The 14,635-nt window shown below is 45.1% G+C and carries 13 protein-coding genes; 5 read left to right on the top strand and 8 right to left on the bottom strand.

The window, feature by feature from the left end:
• Positions 1-527 precede the first annotated feature (527 nt).
• From QT973_RS05445 to der, 3 genes are all read right to left on the bottom strand, one after another.
• Positions 528-1,523 (bottom strand): energy-coupling factor transporter transmembrane protein EcfT, encoded by a 996-nt coding sequence (locus QT973_RS05445; RefSeq protein ID WP_333210997.1) that lies wholly within the window; start codon positions 1,521-1,523, stop codon positions 528-530.
• A gap of 310 nt (positions 1,524-1,833) precedes the next feature.
• Positions 1,834-2,250 carry a four helix bundle protein gene (locus QT973_RS05440; RefSeq protein ID WP_333057887.1) on the bottom strand — a complete coding sequence of 139 codons (417 nt, stop codon included), beginning with the start codon at positions 2,248-2,250 and terminating at the stop codon, positions 1,834-1,836.
• A gap of 119 nt (positions 2,251-2,369) precedes the next feature.
• Positions 2,370-3,731 carry a ribosome biogenesis GTPase Der gene (gene der / locus QT973_RS05435; protein WP_333057886.1) on the bottom strand — a complete coding sequence of 454 codons (1,362 nt, stop codon included), beginning with the start codon at positions 3,729-3,731 and terminating at the stop codon, positions 2,370-2,372.
• Positions 3,732-3,976: 245 nt separating this feature from the next.
• Between der and QT973_RS05430 the strand changes: the two genes are divergently transcribed.
• Together QT973_RS05430 and QT973_RS05425 are read left to right on the top strand one after the other, a co-directional pair.
• Positions 3,977-5,185 carry a NupC/NupG family nucleoside CNT transporter gene (locus QT973_RS05430; protein ID WP_333057885.1) on the top strand — a complete coding sequence of 403 codons (1,209 nt, stop codon included), beginning with the start codon at positions 3,977-3,979 and terminating at the stop codon, positions 5,183-5,185.
• Positions 5,186-5,406: 221 nt separating this feature from the next.
• Positions 5,407-5,994, top strand: coding sequence for an acireductone dioxygenase (locus tag QT973_RS05425; protein ID WP_333262772.1), 588 nt, complete (start codon positions 5,407-5,409; stop codon positions 5,992-5,994).
• Positions 5,995-6,083: 89 nt separating this feature from the next.
• Here the strand turns inward: QT973_RS05425 and QT973_RS05420 are convergent, their stop codons facing one another.
• The 5 genes from QT973_RS05420 to QT973_RS05400 form a co-directional block, all read right to left on the bottom strand.
• Positions 6,084-6,902, bottom strand: coding sequence for a hypothetical protein (locus QT973_RS05420; RefSeq protein ID WP_333313975.1), 819 nt, complete (start codon positions 6,900-6,902; stop codon positions 6,084-6,086).
• Positions 6,903-7,267: 365 nt separating this feature from the next.
• On the bottom strand, positions 7,268-7,741 hold the full coding sequence (locus tag QT973_RS05415; RefSeq protein WP_333211005.1) for a DUF732 domain-containing protein: 474 nt from the start codon (positions 7,739-7,741) through the stop codon (positions 7,268-7,270).
• A 190-nt stretch (positions 7,742-7,931) separates the two neighbouring features.
• The gene (locus tag QT973_RS05410; protein WP_333233650.1) at positions 7,932-8,546 is read right to left on the bottom strand and encodes a cupin domain-containing protein; all 615 of its coding nucleotides are present in this window, start codon (positions 8,544-8,546) and stop codon (positions 7,932-7,934) included.
• A 150-nt stretch (positions 8,547-8,696) separates the two neighbouring features.
• Entirely contained in the window at positions 8,697-9,263 is a 567-nt protein-coding gene (locus QT973_RS05405; RefSeq protein WP_333057880.1) for a sigma-70 family RNA polymerase sigma factor, read from the bottom strand.
• Between the two features lie 381 nt (positions 9,264-9,644).
• Positions 9,645-9,872 (bottom strand): hypothetical protein, encoded by a 228-nt coding sequence (locus QT973_RS05400; protein ID WP_333337569.1) that lies wholly within the window; start codon positions 9,870-9,872, stop codon positions 9,645-9,647.
• Between the two features lie 173 nt (positions 9,873-10,045).
• Between QT973_RS05400 and QT973_RS05395 the strand changes: the two genes are divergently transcribed.
• The 3 genes from QT973_RS05395 (at position 10,046) to QT973_RS05385 (ending at position 14,547) form a co-directional block, all read left to right on the top strand.
• Positions 10,046-11,260 (top strand): DUF4331 domain-containing protein, encoded by a 1,215-nt coding sequence (locus tag QT973_RS05395; RefSeq protein WP_333390833.1) that lies wholly within the window; start codon positions 10,046-10,048, stop codon positions 11,258-11,260.
• A 102-nt stretch (positions 11,261-11,362) separates the two neighbouring features.
• Complete coding sequence (locus QT973_RS05390) at positions 11,363-12,769, top strand: hypothetical protein (protein ID WP_333374902.1); 1,407 nt, start codon at positions 11,363-11,365, stop codon at positions 12,767-12,769.
• A gap of 272 nt (positions 12,770-13,041) precedes the next feature.
• A complete protein-coding gene (locus QT973_RS05385; protein ID WP_333211011.1) occupies positions 13,042-14,547 on the top strand; it encodes a HoxN/HupN/NixA family nickel/cobalt transporter in 1,506 nt (501 codons plus the stop codon).
• Positions 14,548-14,635 lie beyond the last annotated feature (88 nt).

Genomic DNA, 14,635 nt, shown 5'->3' with positions numbered 1-14,635 from the left:
AGGTCTTGGTTCTCTAAATATTTGTCTCCATTACTTTAGCAGGACTGTCGCGCACCAGACAAAACTTACTCAAATGTCAATACGCTTGGGTTAAGGAAAATTGTAGCGAAAATGTTGGGCGGAGTGAAACGGAGGGTTCGTTCCACGGGCCCAACCTACGCACGATCGGTTTTTTTAGCACTAACCCAAGCGTATTGACTCAAATGTATGCCCGTGCTTCAAAGCCCGCTCGAATCTTTCCTTCCCAATTCTTCAATCTCAAATCTAATCAATCTAAAATCTAAAATCTAAAATCTAAAATCGCAACATCTGTCCCAAGATAGATGTTCAAGGTCTTGGTTCTCTAAATATTTGTCTCCATTACTTTAGCAGGACTGTCGCGCACCAGACAAAACTTACTCAAATGTTGGCCTGTACTCCAAACGACGAGCTTCATCAGTCATTCCCAATTCTTCAATCTCAAATCTAATCAATCAATCAATCAATCAATCAATCAATCTAAAATCTAAAATCTAAAATCTAAAATCTCAACTGTCCCACCCCCAAACAAAACGGGCGCTCCAGAGGACGAGCAAGCAGCCGAGGGCGATCCAGTCTCGGATTTTCAATTGCAACTGGTGCCATTCTACACGGTGTCGATCGGGACTGGTGAAGCCGCGAACTTTCATGGCGCTGGCTATTTGTTCAGCTCGCAGGAGCAAGTTTTCTAACAGCCGCTCGGCTATCATCAACCACACTTGAGCTGCGCTGCGAAATCCGAGTTTTTTCCAGTTTATCGCTCTGGTTCTGACCGATCGCACTAAATTTTGTATTTCTTCCAATACTAGGGGAATAAATCGCAAAGATAAAGTTAATGTTAAGGCTATTTCGGTAATAGGCCAGTTCAAGCGGCGCAGGGGCTGCATTAAGTTTTCAAGGGCGGCGGTAATTTCTTCGCTGGCTGTGGTGAGAAGGTAGAGGTTGGTGCTGTAAATTACTGTGAAAAATAGGGTGCTGACGTTGATAGCTAAATCTAGGGATTTGCGAGTGATTTTAATCGGGCCTTGTTTTAATAAAACGTAACGGTAGTTTGTGGGTTGGGGGAGTTGATTTGGGCTTTGGGCTTTGGGATTGGGGATTGGGGAGTTTGAGCCTAAGTTAAAAGATTGGTACCAGGGTTTGGGCTTTTGAGGGGGTGGAAGGGTTGCCGGCTGTTGGGAAAAGGTTAATTCGTCGGCGGGGATGCGGGGCTGGTGTTCTGCGGGGAGTCCGTCGGGGGCGATCGCGCTGAGGCAAAATACTAATAGACAGAATAGCAGCAGGAGTCCCATTTGCTGTTTCCACACGCGCAAGGGAATTGCTGCAGTTAGTGTCAGTACGATTAACATTCCTACTAGCATCAACCGCCAGATGGGATTGGCGAGTATTGGTGCAATCAGAAATGTCATCAACCAAGCTAATTTGACGCGGGAGTCTAGCCGGTGAAGCCAAGTTACGGGTTGTTCTAGGTAAAGTCCTATGGGGAGCGATCGAAGTAAGTCCATCTTGTCGATTTTAGATTTTAGATTTTAGATTTTAGATTGAGGGATTGATTGATTGAGGGATTGAGGGATTGAGGGATTGATTGATTGATTGATTGATTGAGGGATTGAGGGATTGATTGAGGGATTGATTGATTGATTGATTGATTGATTGATTGATTGATTGATTGATTGATTGAGGGATTGAGGGATTGATTGATTGATTGATTGATTTTTGAATGGGATTATTTGATTGAGCAATTGATTTTTTGATTGGGGATTATTTGATGTTTTGATTTTTGATAGGAAATTTTTGTTGAATTTTGACATTTTTTTATTTGCGATTTGCTGTTGGGTTTTTAGCAATTAAAGTTTTGATGGACGCAACAGTCATCGCTAAAATCTCATTTGTTTCTGACATGATACTTTTCAATTTAGTGGCATCTACCAATTCAGCTTCAACTATTAACTCCATCCAGTAAAGACTTTCATCCGCTTCTTCTTCCACTATCCTGAGTTTAGAAATTAAGTCTGCTGTTGACTTCGCACGACAAGCCGCTCGATAATTGGCTCCTACAGAAGTTGCTGAACGAATTAACTGCTTGCCAATTACCTGAGAAGCGGAGCCTTTGGGCAGCGCATCTACTAGCTTAATAACTCTCAATGCTAGCTGCTTTGTTCTTCTTTTAAACTCTTGTTCGTCCACCTTGCGATTTGAGATTTTAGATTGTTTGATTTGGAATTGTTTCAAATACCAAGTAATTGAATTGCCAAGAGGCGAAGGAAGACAAAAGAAAAAAATCGCAACTTAATTATACCATTAAACTGCGTTTTCTCTTTAATCTAAAATCCAAAATCTAAAATCTAAAATCACTTCACGCGCAGTGCTCTGTTTGTTGTGCTCATTTCGGTGGCACGAACTTTTTTGCCTCTCCAAAGTAGCCGCATTGGTGTACCGGTAAAGCCTAGATGTTTGCGGAATTGGCTTTCCATGTAGCGGCGGTAATTTTCTGTGAAGCGTTTGGGATCGTTGACAAATAGGGCGATTGTCGGTGGCTGCGATCGCACTTGAGTACCGTAATAGATTTTGCCTTGTTTTCCTTGGCGGGTAACTGGGGCTGAGTGCCAGGTTGTGGCTTCTTCTATGACTTCGTTAATGACTGCGGTAGGGACGCGACGTTTGTGTTCGTCGGAGGCTTTGTCTACTAATTCAATGATTTTTTCAACTCGCTGTCCACTCATGGCGCTAACAAAAATCATTTCTGCCCAGTCGAGGAAATAAAGTCGGGTTCTGACTTCTCTTTCGTACTCGTATATTGTGTCGGACTCTTTTTCTATGGCATCCCATTTGTTGACGACTATGATGCAGGCGCGACCTTCTTGGCTGATGCGATCGGCTAATTTTTGGTCTTGATCGGTAACGCCGTCGATTGCGTCAATTACTAACAGTATGACGTTGGCGCGACGGATGGCTTTGAAAGCGCGGTTGATCCCGAAAAATTCTGCGCCGTATTCGACGTTTTTCTTTTTGCGAATTCCGGCTGTGTCGATCAGGCGGTAGGTTTTACCGTTGCGTTCTACTAAGGTGTCGATCGCGTCGCGGGTTGTGCCGGAAATTGGGCTGACTATGGCGCGATTTTCTCCGAGAAATGCGTTTAACAAACTCGATTTGCCGACGTTGGGACGACCGATAATTGCTACTTTAATTTCCTCAACTTCTGGTAATACTTCTGTGGGAAGGTAAGTAATTAATTTGTCAAGCAATTCGCCGGTGCCGTTACCGTGAATGCCGGAAACTGGGAAAGGTTCTCCGAGCCCCAATTGCCAAAAGTCGGCTGCTTGGGTAAGCCCTGTATTTTCGGATTCGCATTTGTTGACGGCGAGAATGACTGGGACTTTTTGCAGTCTCAGCCAAGATGCGATCGATTCGTCGCCGCCGGTGAGTCCGGTTTTGCCGTCTACTACGAAAATTGCTGCGCTGGCTTCTGCGAGGGCCGCCATTGCTTGTTCGCGAATTAAAGGCAAAAATTCTGTTTCGTCGTCGAATACTAGCCCGCCGGTGTCTACGACTTGATATTCCCGATCGCCCCAGTATGCTGGTCTGTAAGTGCGATCGCGCGTGATTCCTGGTTCGTCGTGGACGATCGCGTCTTGGGTGTTGGCTAAACGGTTGACGAGCGTCGATTTGCCTACATTGGGGCGTCCAATAATAGCAACTATAGGTAGAGACATAAAAGTAGCAGCAATTAGGCTGCGCCGTGATTTTGAGGTTTAGCCTTTTATTGTAAGCGAAACTGGCCCAGATTGTATGCGATCGGGCGGCATCGTGTATTATACGCCCTCCGGGGCTGTGCTGCCCGCGCCGCGAACTCATGGCGACCTCTGGAAACGAGATAAAGTACGATCGGGCTGTTAATCTGGATTACCAGAGCCTGGTAACGACAAATGCTTGCTGCACCTTCTCTAAAAATTGCTAAATGGAACGACTTATTTCTGTATTCGGGTTAGCTGTTTTTGTCGGTTTGTCCTACGTCTTTTCAGTCGATCGGCGCGCTGTCAAATGGCCGCCCGTATTGTGGGGAATTGCTTTACAGCTAATTTTTGCTATTTTGATTCTCAAAACTGCTCCGGGTTTGGCTGTCTTTCAATTTTTTGGAGATATGGTGACGCAGTTTCTCAATTTTTCTGATGCCGGGGCAAAGTTTATATTTGGAGATAATTTTGCCGAACACTTTATCGCTTTTAAAGTGCTGCCGACTATCATTTTTTTCTCTTCGTTTATCACCATACTTTATCACTACGGCATTTTGCAGCGAGTTGTGCAAGCAGTGGCATGGTTGATGATTAAAACCATGAAAACTTCCGGCGCAGAAACGCTTTCTTGTGCTGGGAATATCTTTATCGGGCAAACCGAAGCTCCTTTGTTAATTAAACCTTATTTGGGGGCGATGACGCTCTCGGAACTTCATGCTGTCATGACGGGAGGATTTGCCACAATTGCCGGCGGAGTCATGGCAGCTTATATTTCTTTTGGAGTACCGGCTCAACATTTAATTTCGGCGTCGGTGATGTCTGCACCAGCAGCTTTGGCTATTTCTAAATTGCTGTACCCGGAAACTGAAAAGTCGCTGACGGCTGGGGAGGTGGAGGTGAAGGTAGAACAGGTTTATGCTAATGCGGTAGATGCGGCGGCTTCGGGTGCTAGCGACGGGTTGAAGTTGGCGGCGAATGTGGCCGCTATGCTGATTGCTTTTTTGGGTTTGTTGGCTTTTTTTAATGCGCTTTTGGGGTGGTTTGGAGGGCTAATTAGTTTGCCTCAGTTGTCGCTAGAATTAATTTTTGCTTATTTGATGGCTCCGGTTGCTTGGCTGATGGGGGTGCCTTGGGCTGATTGTGCAGAGGTGGGGATTGTTTTGGGAAAAAAAACGATTTTGAATGAGTTTATTGCTTATTTAGATTTGATGGAATTGGTGAAACAACAGGCGATTTCTGAACGATCGCAAATTATCTCGACTTATGCTTTGTGCGGGTTTTCTAACATTGGTTCGATCGGGATTCAGATTGGGGGAATTGGCGCGATGGCTCCGCAGCGGCAAGGCGATTTGGCTAGGTTGGGCGTGAGGGCGATGATTGCTGGCTCTTTGGCTTGTTTTATGACTGCTTGTATCGCGGGGATGCTGATTTGAAAGTTTTGAGTTTTTAGTTAAGCTGTGCGGTGCTTATGGTGCACCTTACATTAACTCCAGTAAATCTTATTAAATAAAAGTTAAAAAAACCACCAAATTATTTGATGGGTGCTATTGGTTTGATAATTGGCGAGGCAGGAGATGGAATTTTAGCGATCGGCTATTATTGAAAACAAGCAGGAGTTTAGTTTTTGACGAAAGCTTAAAACAGCAGCTTAAAAATGGAAACTAAATTTCCCTCAAAGCTCAACAAATTAGGTGGTAATATGGCTGTTCTGCAACTAGAAGACGGTAGAACATATACGGATATCCGGGCGATCGCGAGTCAACTGGCAGTTTTAAATATTGAGATCGATTCCCTGCCCGCCAACGAAAATCCGGCGTTTCAAGAACTGCTAGTTCAAGACATTCTCAATGTAACAGAAAAACAGCAGATTCTCGCAGCATATAATAGCGAGTTTGAACAGTTTAAGCGCGCCAGCGGATATCGGTGGTGCGACTTAAAAGTGCTGCATCCAGGTTCGCAGCAGATTTACGCGCTGATGACTCAAAGCGATCGCACTCACACCCACACCGATGCAGAAGTTCTTCACATTTTAGCTGGGGAATGCGTTTTTGGGTTTGTGTATTCTAACGGCTCTCAGGTACAATTAATGCTGGAAGCTGAAGAATACATTAAAGTGCCGGCTAATACCGAACATTGGTTTTATCTCACTCCGTCGCTGTACTTGAAAGCCTTGCAGTATTACACCAGTGCTCAAGGCTGGGTTCCTAAGTATACCAACAGGAAACTAAAAATTACAAACTAAATCTAGGGTGCGCTTCGGCGCACCTTCCTCTATCAAAATAGGCGATTATGGCGACACTACAAACAAAGTCTCTCTATAAAAGATGAGGATTAAATGCTTTCTACTTCATTAGGTGCGGCCATTTCAATTTCTTCGCAACGCTGCAAAAGCGCTTCTATTTCCTGAGCTAAAAAAATTACTTCCGGCCAAGAAGAACCGTTGATTAAATCTTGAGCGTGAGCTAATTTGTTTCTCAATGCTTCTGCTGACTTTAAAAAACGCTCCCCGTAGCGTTTCGATTTGAGCCCCAGCCGATCGACTATTTCAGCAGAAGTCAGGATTAAATCTCGCTTGTCGCAGAATTGCAGGTAATCGATTAAGTCAATTGCTTCATTTCGCGATCGCCCCAATTCCCAAAGGTGTTTTGCGGCTAAAATACGATCGCCCTTCAGGAATTTCTGCCAAGAATCTTGGGGAAAGTAAATCCGCACGATCCGCAATAAATTCATTTCCAGAAGCGTCACCAATCCAAACAGCAGCATCCGCACCGGTGCTTTTTGCAAATCGCCACAGGTAACGATACCGTTGATCCTGTTGCTTTCTAATACAAATAATCTCGGTTTTTCTCGCAGCAGCGGCAGCAATTCCATTAAAGGAGTGGCAGCGGCAATTAATTGGGAGGGGTGAAAAATTTGCTGGTAGTCGCTGCACTTACCTGTCATTAAGTGCGATCGTTCTACATAGCCACAAACCGTGCCGTTTTCTTCGATACCGAGCACGTCAAAATCGCGGGCCTCCATCCACGATCGCAATTTGGCTGCGTCTTCGCAAGCTGGGACAGCTTTCAGCGGTTCCGCGAGGTATTTAACTGTAATGCTGTCTTTGAATAAATCCCGCAAGTCGGCGGAACTTGATTTTAAATGTTTCATCTCATGTCCGGTAATTTCATGAATCATTGCGCGACAAAATGACAATTAATATTGTAACTGCCAGTAAAGACGCCGTATTACCGTGGGAGAATCTCAGTTTTGTAAAAAGCGTTTTTTAGAAGTGCGATCGTCCCCCTTGCACTCCTGTAAAATCAAAACTGAGATGCTGCCTTACCCAAGGCGTGTCAACTTAACGTTAAACCCTCAGTCCGCCAGGGAATGAAACCCCTGGCTCAAAGCGAAATTCCTCGCTACGAGGACTAATGAGTTCTTCAGTCCTCTTTGAGAGGACTTTAGCTATGAGACAGGGAATTCATTCCCTGGCGGACTGCCGGTGAGCGAGAGGACTGACAGATTTCATGATATTACTTACTGGCTAATTCCGGGCAATAATGATTGGCGGCAAGGGTGGTAATAATATCGGCATCGGCGAGAAAACTTTCTTTGGCAGTTGGATTTTCGATACTGACAGCTTGCCCGATCGCCCTTAATTTAACTTCCGGCAGAGAAAGTCCCGATTTTGCTTCCGCACACATTCTTTTAGCGGCCGCAATTTTTTGACCAGGGGCCCTTCGGATTGCTTGCAGTAAATTATCCGTTGCTTCGGGAGAGTAGCTTTTTGCTAAGCGTTGATAGTCTTCGATAAATTTCCCATCGTTTCCTGTCAGCTTAATGTCGGATTCTTGAGGCGAACACAACAAATTTAAGTTAATTACTTCTCCCACTGAATTAACCAGAAAACATCCTTCGCGTTCTTGGGCGATCGCGCTTTTGTCACTGGGTACAAATTGTATAATAACGGCGGACAAAACAGCAGTTAAACGCGAGTAATTTAGCATGATAATTACGTGATATGTTTGGGATTTTTAACCGCAGAATGCGGAGCAATATGGCGTTTTTGAGTTAGAGCTTGTCAGGTAAATTAACCGAAATAATTGTAGGGGCGGGTTTCACCAACCATCTATACTTATAACTATAAATTTACATAAACCCGCCCTCCAAGCTGTCGGCAATTTAACAAAAATAATATCAGACGAACATTTCGTTGTCTAGGGAAGTTTTCATTAACAGCAAACATCCCCCTTGGGTGAGGGGCGAATGTGTGGAACCGGGAACCGATCGAATGTAGTCGCCTTGATGGCAAATTTCCCCTTCTACAATTAAGTCTCCTTCTAATACAAGCACTTCCTCCGAGGCAGCGTGTCGGTGCAGGGGAAATGTTACTCCAGGTTCTAGGCGCATCAAGCAAGTAATTTCGCGCTTTTTTTTGTCCATGTAAAGCTTGCCGAACGAAACTCCCGGAACTCCATAAGATTTCCATTTGACATCGTGCGATCGCACTATTAAAGATGGAGTATTGTTCTCTGTTGGGGAAGTAGCAATTGGCTTGATATTGGCTGATTCGGCCGGGATTGGCGGCAGTTCGGCTATACGCTGGAACAGGCGGTTTTTGAGGTCGGGGGCGACAGGAACTGGGGGGGCTGTGTAGGCGATCGCAGCAATTGTGGATTCCCAAGCAGCTAATTCACTTGTAAGTTCTGCGGAATCTTTCAATTTCTCTGCAAATGCGCCGCGTTCTGACTCGTCGAGGATATCGAGAGCTTGAAGGGCTGCAAGGATTTTATATTCCTCGTCTGGCATCATTTCCATCTGTTTTCCGCCATTAATTGTAATTCAGCCTAGGTTGATTTTAAACTGGAAATTGGTCTGCTGTCCTCGCACTCCAGATGGATGATTGGAGAGGTCATAATTTTAGATTGATGTTAAACAACTTAAATTTTGTTTTTTGACTATCTAAAATTCTTCGCTCAAAGCTTGACGCAATTTGGAAATACCCAAGCGAATTCTGGTTTTGATTGTACCTGTCGGGATACCAGTTTTAGCTGATATCGCCGCGCAAGTCAGCCCTTGGTAGTAGGCGAGTTCGATCGCCTCTTGCTGTTCTTTTGGCAGTTTTTCTAAGGCTGCTTTGACTTGTTCGCTGCGTTCTTTAAACATTGCATCTTCCATCGGTTCTGCAACGCTAGAGATGGGTACCTTCGCATCTTCCAGACAAGCTTCAGCAGCCCGGACATTTCGCTGGATCGATCGCAGCCGATCGAGGGAACGACTGCGGGTAAGCATGAACAACCACGTATCTGCTCGACTGCGAGAAGGATCGTAAGTTGCTGCTTTTTGCCAAATTTGGGAAAAAACATCGATTACCACTTCTTCAGCTTCTTCTACCGAACCCAGGATTTTGTAAGCGAGAGCGTAGCTTGGGCGACCGTAGCGATCGTAAAGTTTAGCTAATGCCGTTTGGTCTTTCTGGGCAATCTGCACTAAAAGCAGCGATTCATCGCCTGACTTCTGGCCTGTCATCTCAGTGTACCGAAAATTTTTGTTTTGACTGCACAGATCCAAAATTAAAAATTCGGCGTATATCACTACAGAACATAATTGTAAGTTTGAAGTTGGGGTACAAACTGGAGTATGCCTTTTTAGGCTAACTTTGTCGTGCTTTGAATTGTAAAAATCCCAAGTCATCTGGAATTTTACCACCTAATTAGTGATTTTTTTTAGACTTAGCAATCCGCTTTATGCAGAACGAAAAAATCCCTGAGCGTGAAGAGTCAATCGATTTTGGATTTTGGATTTTGGATTTTCGATTTTCGATTAAAGAATTGAAGCATTGACTTGCGCGAGATAAATACGTTCGGCAAGTTTCATCGGATACAGGTTTTTTATTTCTGGACGGATGAATCACGTGGCGGGTATCCTGGATGCGGGAATTGTCAGAACCGCGCCCTTCACTCGTTCCCAAGCTTTGTTCGATCGCTCCCAATAAGAGCCTGGGAACCCGTATAAGCGAGGCTGTGGCTCCACTCGATCGAGGGAAGCCTTGTCTGGGAGCAGGCATTCCCAAGCATAGTCCGGGAACGAGTAAATCCTCAATAACACACTTTTTTCCCTAAATTTATCTTGAAGCACAGATCCAAAATTGCCAAACCTTCGTATACCACCAATAGGAGAAGGCTCAGCAATAGCGCAAAAGCCCGACAGGTTGACAGATTTCAACCTGTTGCTACAAAAGTAAAACCCGCGAATGCGGGTTATTTACCATTGATTTGTGCAAAAAATTCATTGCAATAAAGGTGCTAACTGTGAAGCTCACAAAAAAAATTCGCCGAACCATACTAGCTATTGAAGTAGCTCTAATTGCTCTATTAACTCCAGGGATAATTGTCGCTTCTGACCACGACGACGGCGAAGTAGATATCAAAGGTCGCGCGGTCAATTTAACTGACCTATATGTATATCGCGAAAAAGACCAAAACTCCGGTGCTGCGGACGGGGATTTAGTATTTACCATGAATTCAAATCCCAGGTCTGTCGCCCGTTATCAATATTATTTCAGCACTACAGCCCTCTACCAATTTCACATCACGCAAGTAAGTGACGTGAATTCTACACCTACTGGACGTTCGGATATTATCTTGCGGTTTGCCTTCAGTCCGCCTAACAATAGAGGTATGCAAGCGGTAGCTGTAACTGTTGTTCGCAACGGCTCGGAGACTGTTGCTAAGACTACAGTTAACGGCGGGCTAATTGCCACAACTCCGCTGAATTCTAATGCTGTTGTAAATACAGTACCTGTGGGCGGTTCTAACTTGACTATATTTGCGGGTTTACGCGAAGACCCGTTTTTCTTTGATGTGGAACAATTTTTCCGAGTTCGCGCCGCAGCTTTGGGAACGGGGCCGCGCACTGCTTTTAAAGAACCGAGTCAAGCGATCGACTTTACTAAAGGTTACAACGTCAATACAATTGCTGTCCGCGTTCCGAAAGCGTTTTTGCAAGCAGGAACAGGGGCAAATACTTTTGATGTTTGGTCAACAGTTTCGATCCGGGATGGAGCTGGCGGTTTTAAACAATTCGAGCGTTTGGCAAGACCTGCAATTAATGAGGGTTTGATAGTTACTCCCGCTTATCTGGAAGCATTCAATAATATTCCTCCGAGATTGGATTTGAGCGCTGCTGCTGCTCCGGTGCGTCAGGAAGCTGTTGCTACTTTGAATGCTGTCGATCTTTTGGACGGTCGGGATAATGTCGATCCAAATGCGATCGCCGGAGCTTTCTTACCCGATGTCATGCGGATCGATACCACAAAAACCAGCGGCTACGCTAGCGCTACAAATGCTCAAGGAAGCTTGATCGGAGGTCGTATGCTGATGGACGACGTTATTGATATCACTCTGGGAGCTTTGGTGGGTTCTCCGGTTGGCGATAACGTTTCTTATAACGGAACTCCGGGAAATCCGGCTCAGGGACACAAACCTTTAGAACCGACTTTTCCTTATTTGGCTTTGCCTAATTAGTCATTAGTCATTAGTTATTAGTCATTAGTCATTGCTTATTGGCTAATGACTGATCGGAGATGCTTTTTTTAACCGCAGATGAACGCTGATTAACGCGGATGTATGAAAACTAAAACTAAACATGAAATAAAATCGGATATTTTCTCATGGGGGATGCTGATAGTAGTTCCTTTAGTTGGGATGGTAGTAGTAAATTTATCTCCTAATTTGCGTTTTATTTCAGATAATTTTTCTAACAAAAATCCCGAAAATCTCGATACTAATTACCGATATCATTTTTCGGAAAGTTTGAGAAATAATCCCAATCAAAAAGAAGCAATTCAGCAAGAAATTGCTTTTTACCAGCAGCGATTGGCTGTTGATTCCCGCAGCGGTTTGAACCGGGCGGCACTGGCTGGATCTTATTTAAAAATGGCTCGCGCTACTGGGGAGGGAGGTTGGTTTTTATTGGCAGAACAAGCGGCTCAAAGGTCGATCGCCGATTTGCCTTTTGACAACCAAGGTGCGCTGTTAGTTTTAGCTCGAATTGCTGAGGCAAGACACGATTTTGCTACTGCTTTGCGCTTTGCTAAACAGGCGGGTTCTGACAATGAAGATGCGATCGCCCTTTTAGTTACATCTAACTTAGCAATGGGAAAAGTGAACGAGGCAAATGCAGCCGCAGAAGCCTTAGTTAACCGGATTCCTAACTTGGGTTCTCTCACTTTGAGAGCTTTAGTGAGAGAGTCTCAGGGCCGAGATGCTGAGGTTGTGCAGGATTACCGGCAAGCAATGGCGGCGGAGGAACCAGGAGAGGTTGCTGGTTCGGCGCGGGCCCGATCGCTCTTGGGTCGATTTTACGCGCGTCGCGGGCAGTTTGTGCAGGCGAAAGCACTGTTTTTGGAGTCGCTGCGCTTGGTGCCGCGATACCCGCTGGCGCTGATTTATTTGGCGGATTTGGAGACGCGGCAGGGCAATTATCGGGAAGCGGAAGGCTATTACAGCAAGGTTTCTGCCTATTCTGGCGGGGCTGAGACTGTGTTCGATCACATTGTCGATCGCGGTATGGCGAGGGTGAAGGATTTGCAGGGAGATGCGATCGAATCCGGGCGACTTCGCGACAAAGCAGAAGCGGGGCTGCGACAGGAACAGGTTTCTGGATCTGGCGGTTTCGGGCACCGCAGGGATTTAGCGAGTTTGCTGCTGGAAAAAGGTCGATCGCAGGATGTAACGGAAGCGCTGGCGTTAATGCAGGAGGAGGTGAAAATTCGCCGGGATGCTGTGACGCTGGATACTTTGGCTTGGGCGCTTTCCGCCGCAGGGGAATGGCAAAAGGCCGATCGAGTGATGGCCGAAATAATGCGATCGGGCATTCGCGATGCGGGTATGTTTTACCGGGCTGGTGCGATCGCCCGGACTTTAGGTAAAGATACCGAATCTCGCGCTTATTTTCAAAAGTCCAAGGAAATTGACCCTAATTTTGACGATCGAGCTCGCCAAGCATTGGGTTTGGGAAGTTATGAATTTTGAGATTAGCTAATAGCAGCCATTCGGCCAAATTCGCCATTCCGTCAATCCGCCAGGGGTTGAAACCCCTGGCTAAAAGCTTAAGTCCTCTTGCATAGGAATGAAATCCGCAATTGTTGAATTTGATTAGCTATTCAGTCGGTTTCAACCGACTTTCGCTATGAGACGGGGATTTCAATCCCCGGCGGACTGTGAGACTCACGAAAAGAGCGATCGCCTAAAAAATCACAACACACACAAATACTTACCAAAAAACTTACAAAAAAAAGGAATTTATGCTGTACAAAATGAACCGACTTTCCCAATTATTCATCCTATTCTTCCTAACACTTTCCTTCTTAGTAACAACCTCAACCCGACCAGTTTACTCGCACTGGGCAGACTTATCCGTAGCAGAAATAGTAGTCAACGATTTGCAAACCGAAATAACATTAACTTTCCCAACAGGCTTAACAAACTTCGCCGACGACAATCGAGACAGCCAGCTACAACCTGCTGAAGTTCGCAGCCACCAAACACAGCTAGAAAAGTTTTTCAGCCAACAAATCCGCCTCACAAACAGTAGCAACATTCAAGGCTCCGTAGCAGTAAAACCGCTAGAAATAGCAGCTAAAAGCACCAGTGTTATCCAGCAGCCCAATACCCACAGCACCTTAATTTTACACTACACCTGGCCCGCACCTTCTCAAGATAAAACCCCCGCTTTACCTGATGCAATTTCCATCTCCAAACCAGAGCAATTGCGGATTAATTACAATCTGTTTTTGCCCGGAGTTCCGACAGCTAGCTGTCAAGCTACGATTGTGCAAGCCGGTGCTGTAAAAAGCTTTGTGTTTACGCCACAAAACCGCGACTTTTTGTTAGCAGGAAAGGAATCTATCTGGGATTCAGGTTGGAGTTTGCTGCTAGCAATAGCGGGAGCATTTGCTTGGGGATGCGTGCACGCGATGTCGCCGGGACACGGAAAAACCATAGTCGGCGCTTATTTAGTGGGTTCGCGGGCTACTCCCCTACACGCTTTATTTCTAGCAGCGACGACTACAATTACTCACACTGCCGGCGTATTTGCTGTGGGCGGAATTACTTTGTTTGCTTCTAACTTAATTGAGCCAGAAAAATTAGATCCTTGGCTGAGTTTAATCTCTGGTTTATTAGTAGCCTTCATCGGGTTTAACTTACTCTTATCAAAAATCAAGACTAGGTTGGTAGTGAGGACTGAATTTCTCAAAAAAATCAAAAGTAAAATTTTTAATAATAAAAACTGGTTTCTAAGGACTAAAGTCTTTACTGCGGAATGTGAAGAACCAGTAAATCTTTTGACTAGAGGAAGTTGGGAGCGAGAATTTAAGCCTGTAAAACCCGATATATCTCACCACTACCACCATCACGGAGACGGCCGGATTCACTCGCATTTGCCGCCGGGTGCTGACGGTTCTGCTATTACTTGGAAAAGCTTATTGGCGTTGGGAATTTCCGGCGGTTTGTTGCCTTGTCCTTCCGCTTTGGTGATGCTGTTGAGTGCGTCGGCTTTGGGCAATGTTGGTTTGGGAATGACGTTAGTGGTAGCGTTTAGTTTGGGGTTGGCTTTAGTGCTGAGTGCGATCGGATTAATATTAGTTTATGCCAAACGGAATTTTGATAAACTGCCAAAACAGATAACAGCAGTCAAATTTCTGCCGACGATTAGTGCGATGTTTGTAATGTTTTTGGGCTTGGTAATTACCGGACAGGCTATGTTGAAAATATTGGCTGCAAATCAATGGGTAATTGGCAATGGATAAGCATAAAATTAGGACTCTCCCTCCTAACTACAAACTTACGAATTAAGCTGTTACGCATTTAAATGGAAAATTCGGGACAGGCTAGAAG

It is taken from the genome of Microcoleus sp. Z1_A1, assembly GCF_036700305.1.
GTDB lineage: Bacteria > Cyanobacteriota > Cyanobacteriia > Cyanobacteriales > Microcoleaceae > Microcoleus.
Note: the sequence above shows the minus strand (reverse complement) of the source record. Positions and strands in the feature narration are given on the sequence as shown.

Coding starts and splice junctions, on each gene's coding strand:
- QT973_RS05415 (WP_333211005.1), bottom strand. CDS start 7,741: ATGCTAAATTACTCGCGTTTAACTGCTGTTTTGTCCGCCGTTATTATA.
- QT973_RS05430 (WP_333057885.1), top strand. CDS start 3,977: ATGGAACGACTTATTTCTGTATTCGGGTTAGCTGTTTTTGTCGGTTTG.
- QT973_RS05390 (WP_333374902.1), top strand. CDS start 11,363: ATGAAAACTAAAACTAAACATGAAATAAAATCGGATATTTTCTCATGG.
- QT973_RS05445 (WP_333210997.1), bottom strand. CDS start 1,523: ATGGACTTACTTCGATCGCTCCCCATAGGACTTTACCTAGAACAACCC.
- QT973_RS05425 (WP_333262772.1), top strand. CDS start 5,407: ATGGAAACTAAATTTCCCTCAAAGCTCAACAAATTAGGTGGTAATATG.
- QT973_RS05405 (WP_333057880.1), bottom strand. CDS start 9,263: ATGACAGGCCAGAAGTCAGGCGATGAATCGCTGCTTTTAGTGCAGATT.
- QT973_RS05410 (WP_333233650.1), bottom strand. CDS start 8,546: ATGATGCCAGACGAGGAATATAAAATCCTTGCAGCCCTTCAAGCTCTC.
- QT973_RS05385 (WP_333211011.1), top strand. CDS start 13,042: ATGCTGTACAAAATGAACCGACTTTCCCAATTATTCATCCTATTCTTC.
- QT973_RS05420 (WP_333313975.1), bottom strand. CDS start 6,902: ATGAAACATTTAAAATCAAGTTCCGCCGACTTGCGGGATTTATTCAAA.
- der (WP_333057886.1), bottom strand. CDS start 3,731: ATGTCTCTACCTATAGTTGCTATTATTGGACGCCCCAATGTAGGCAAA.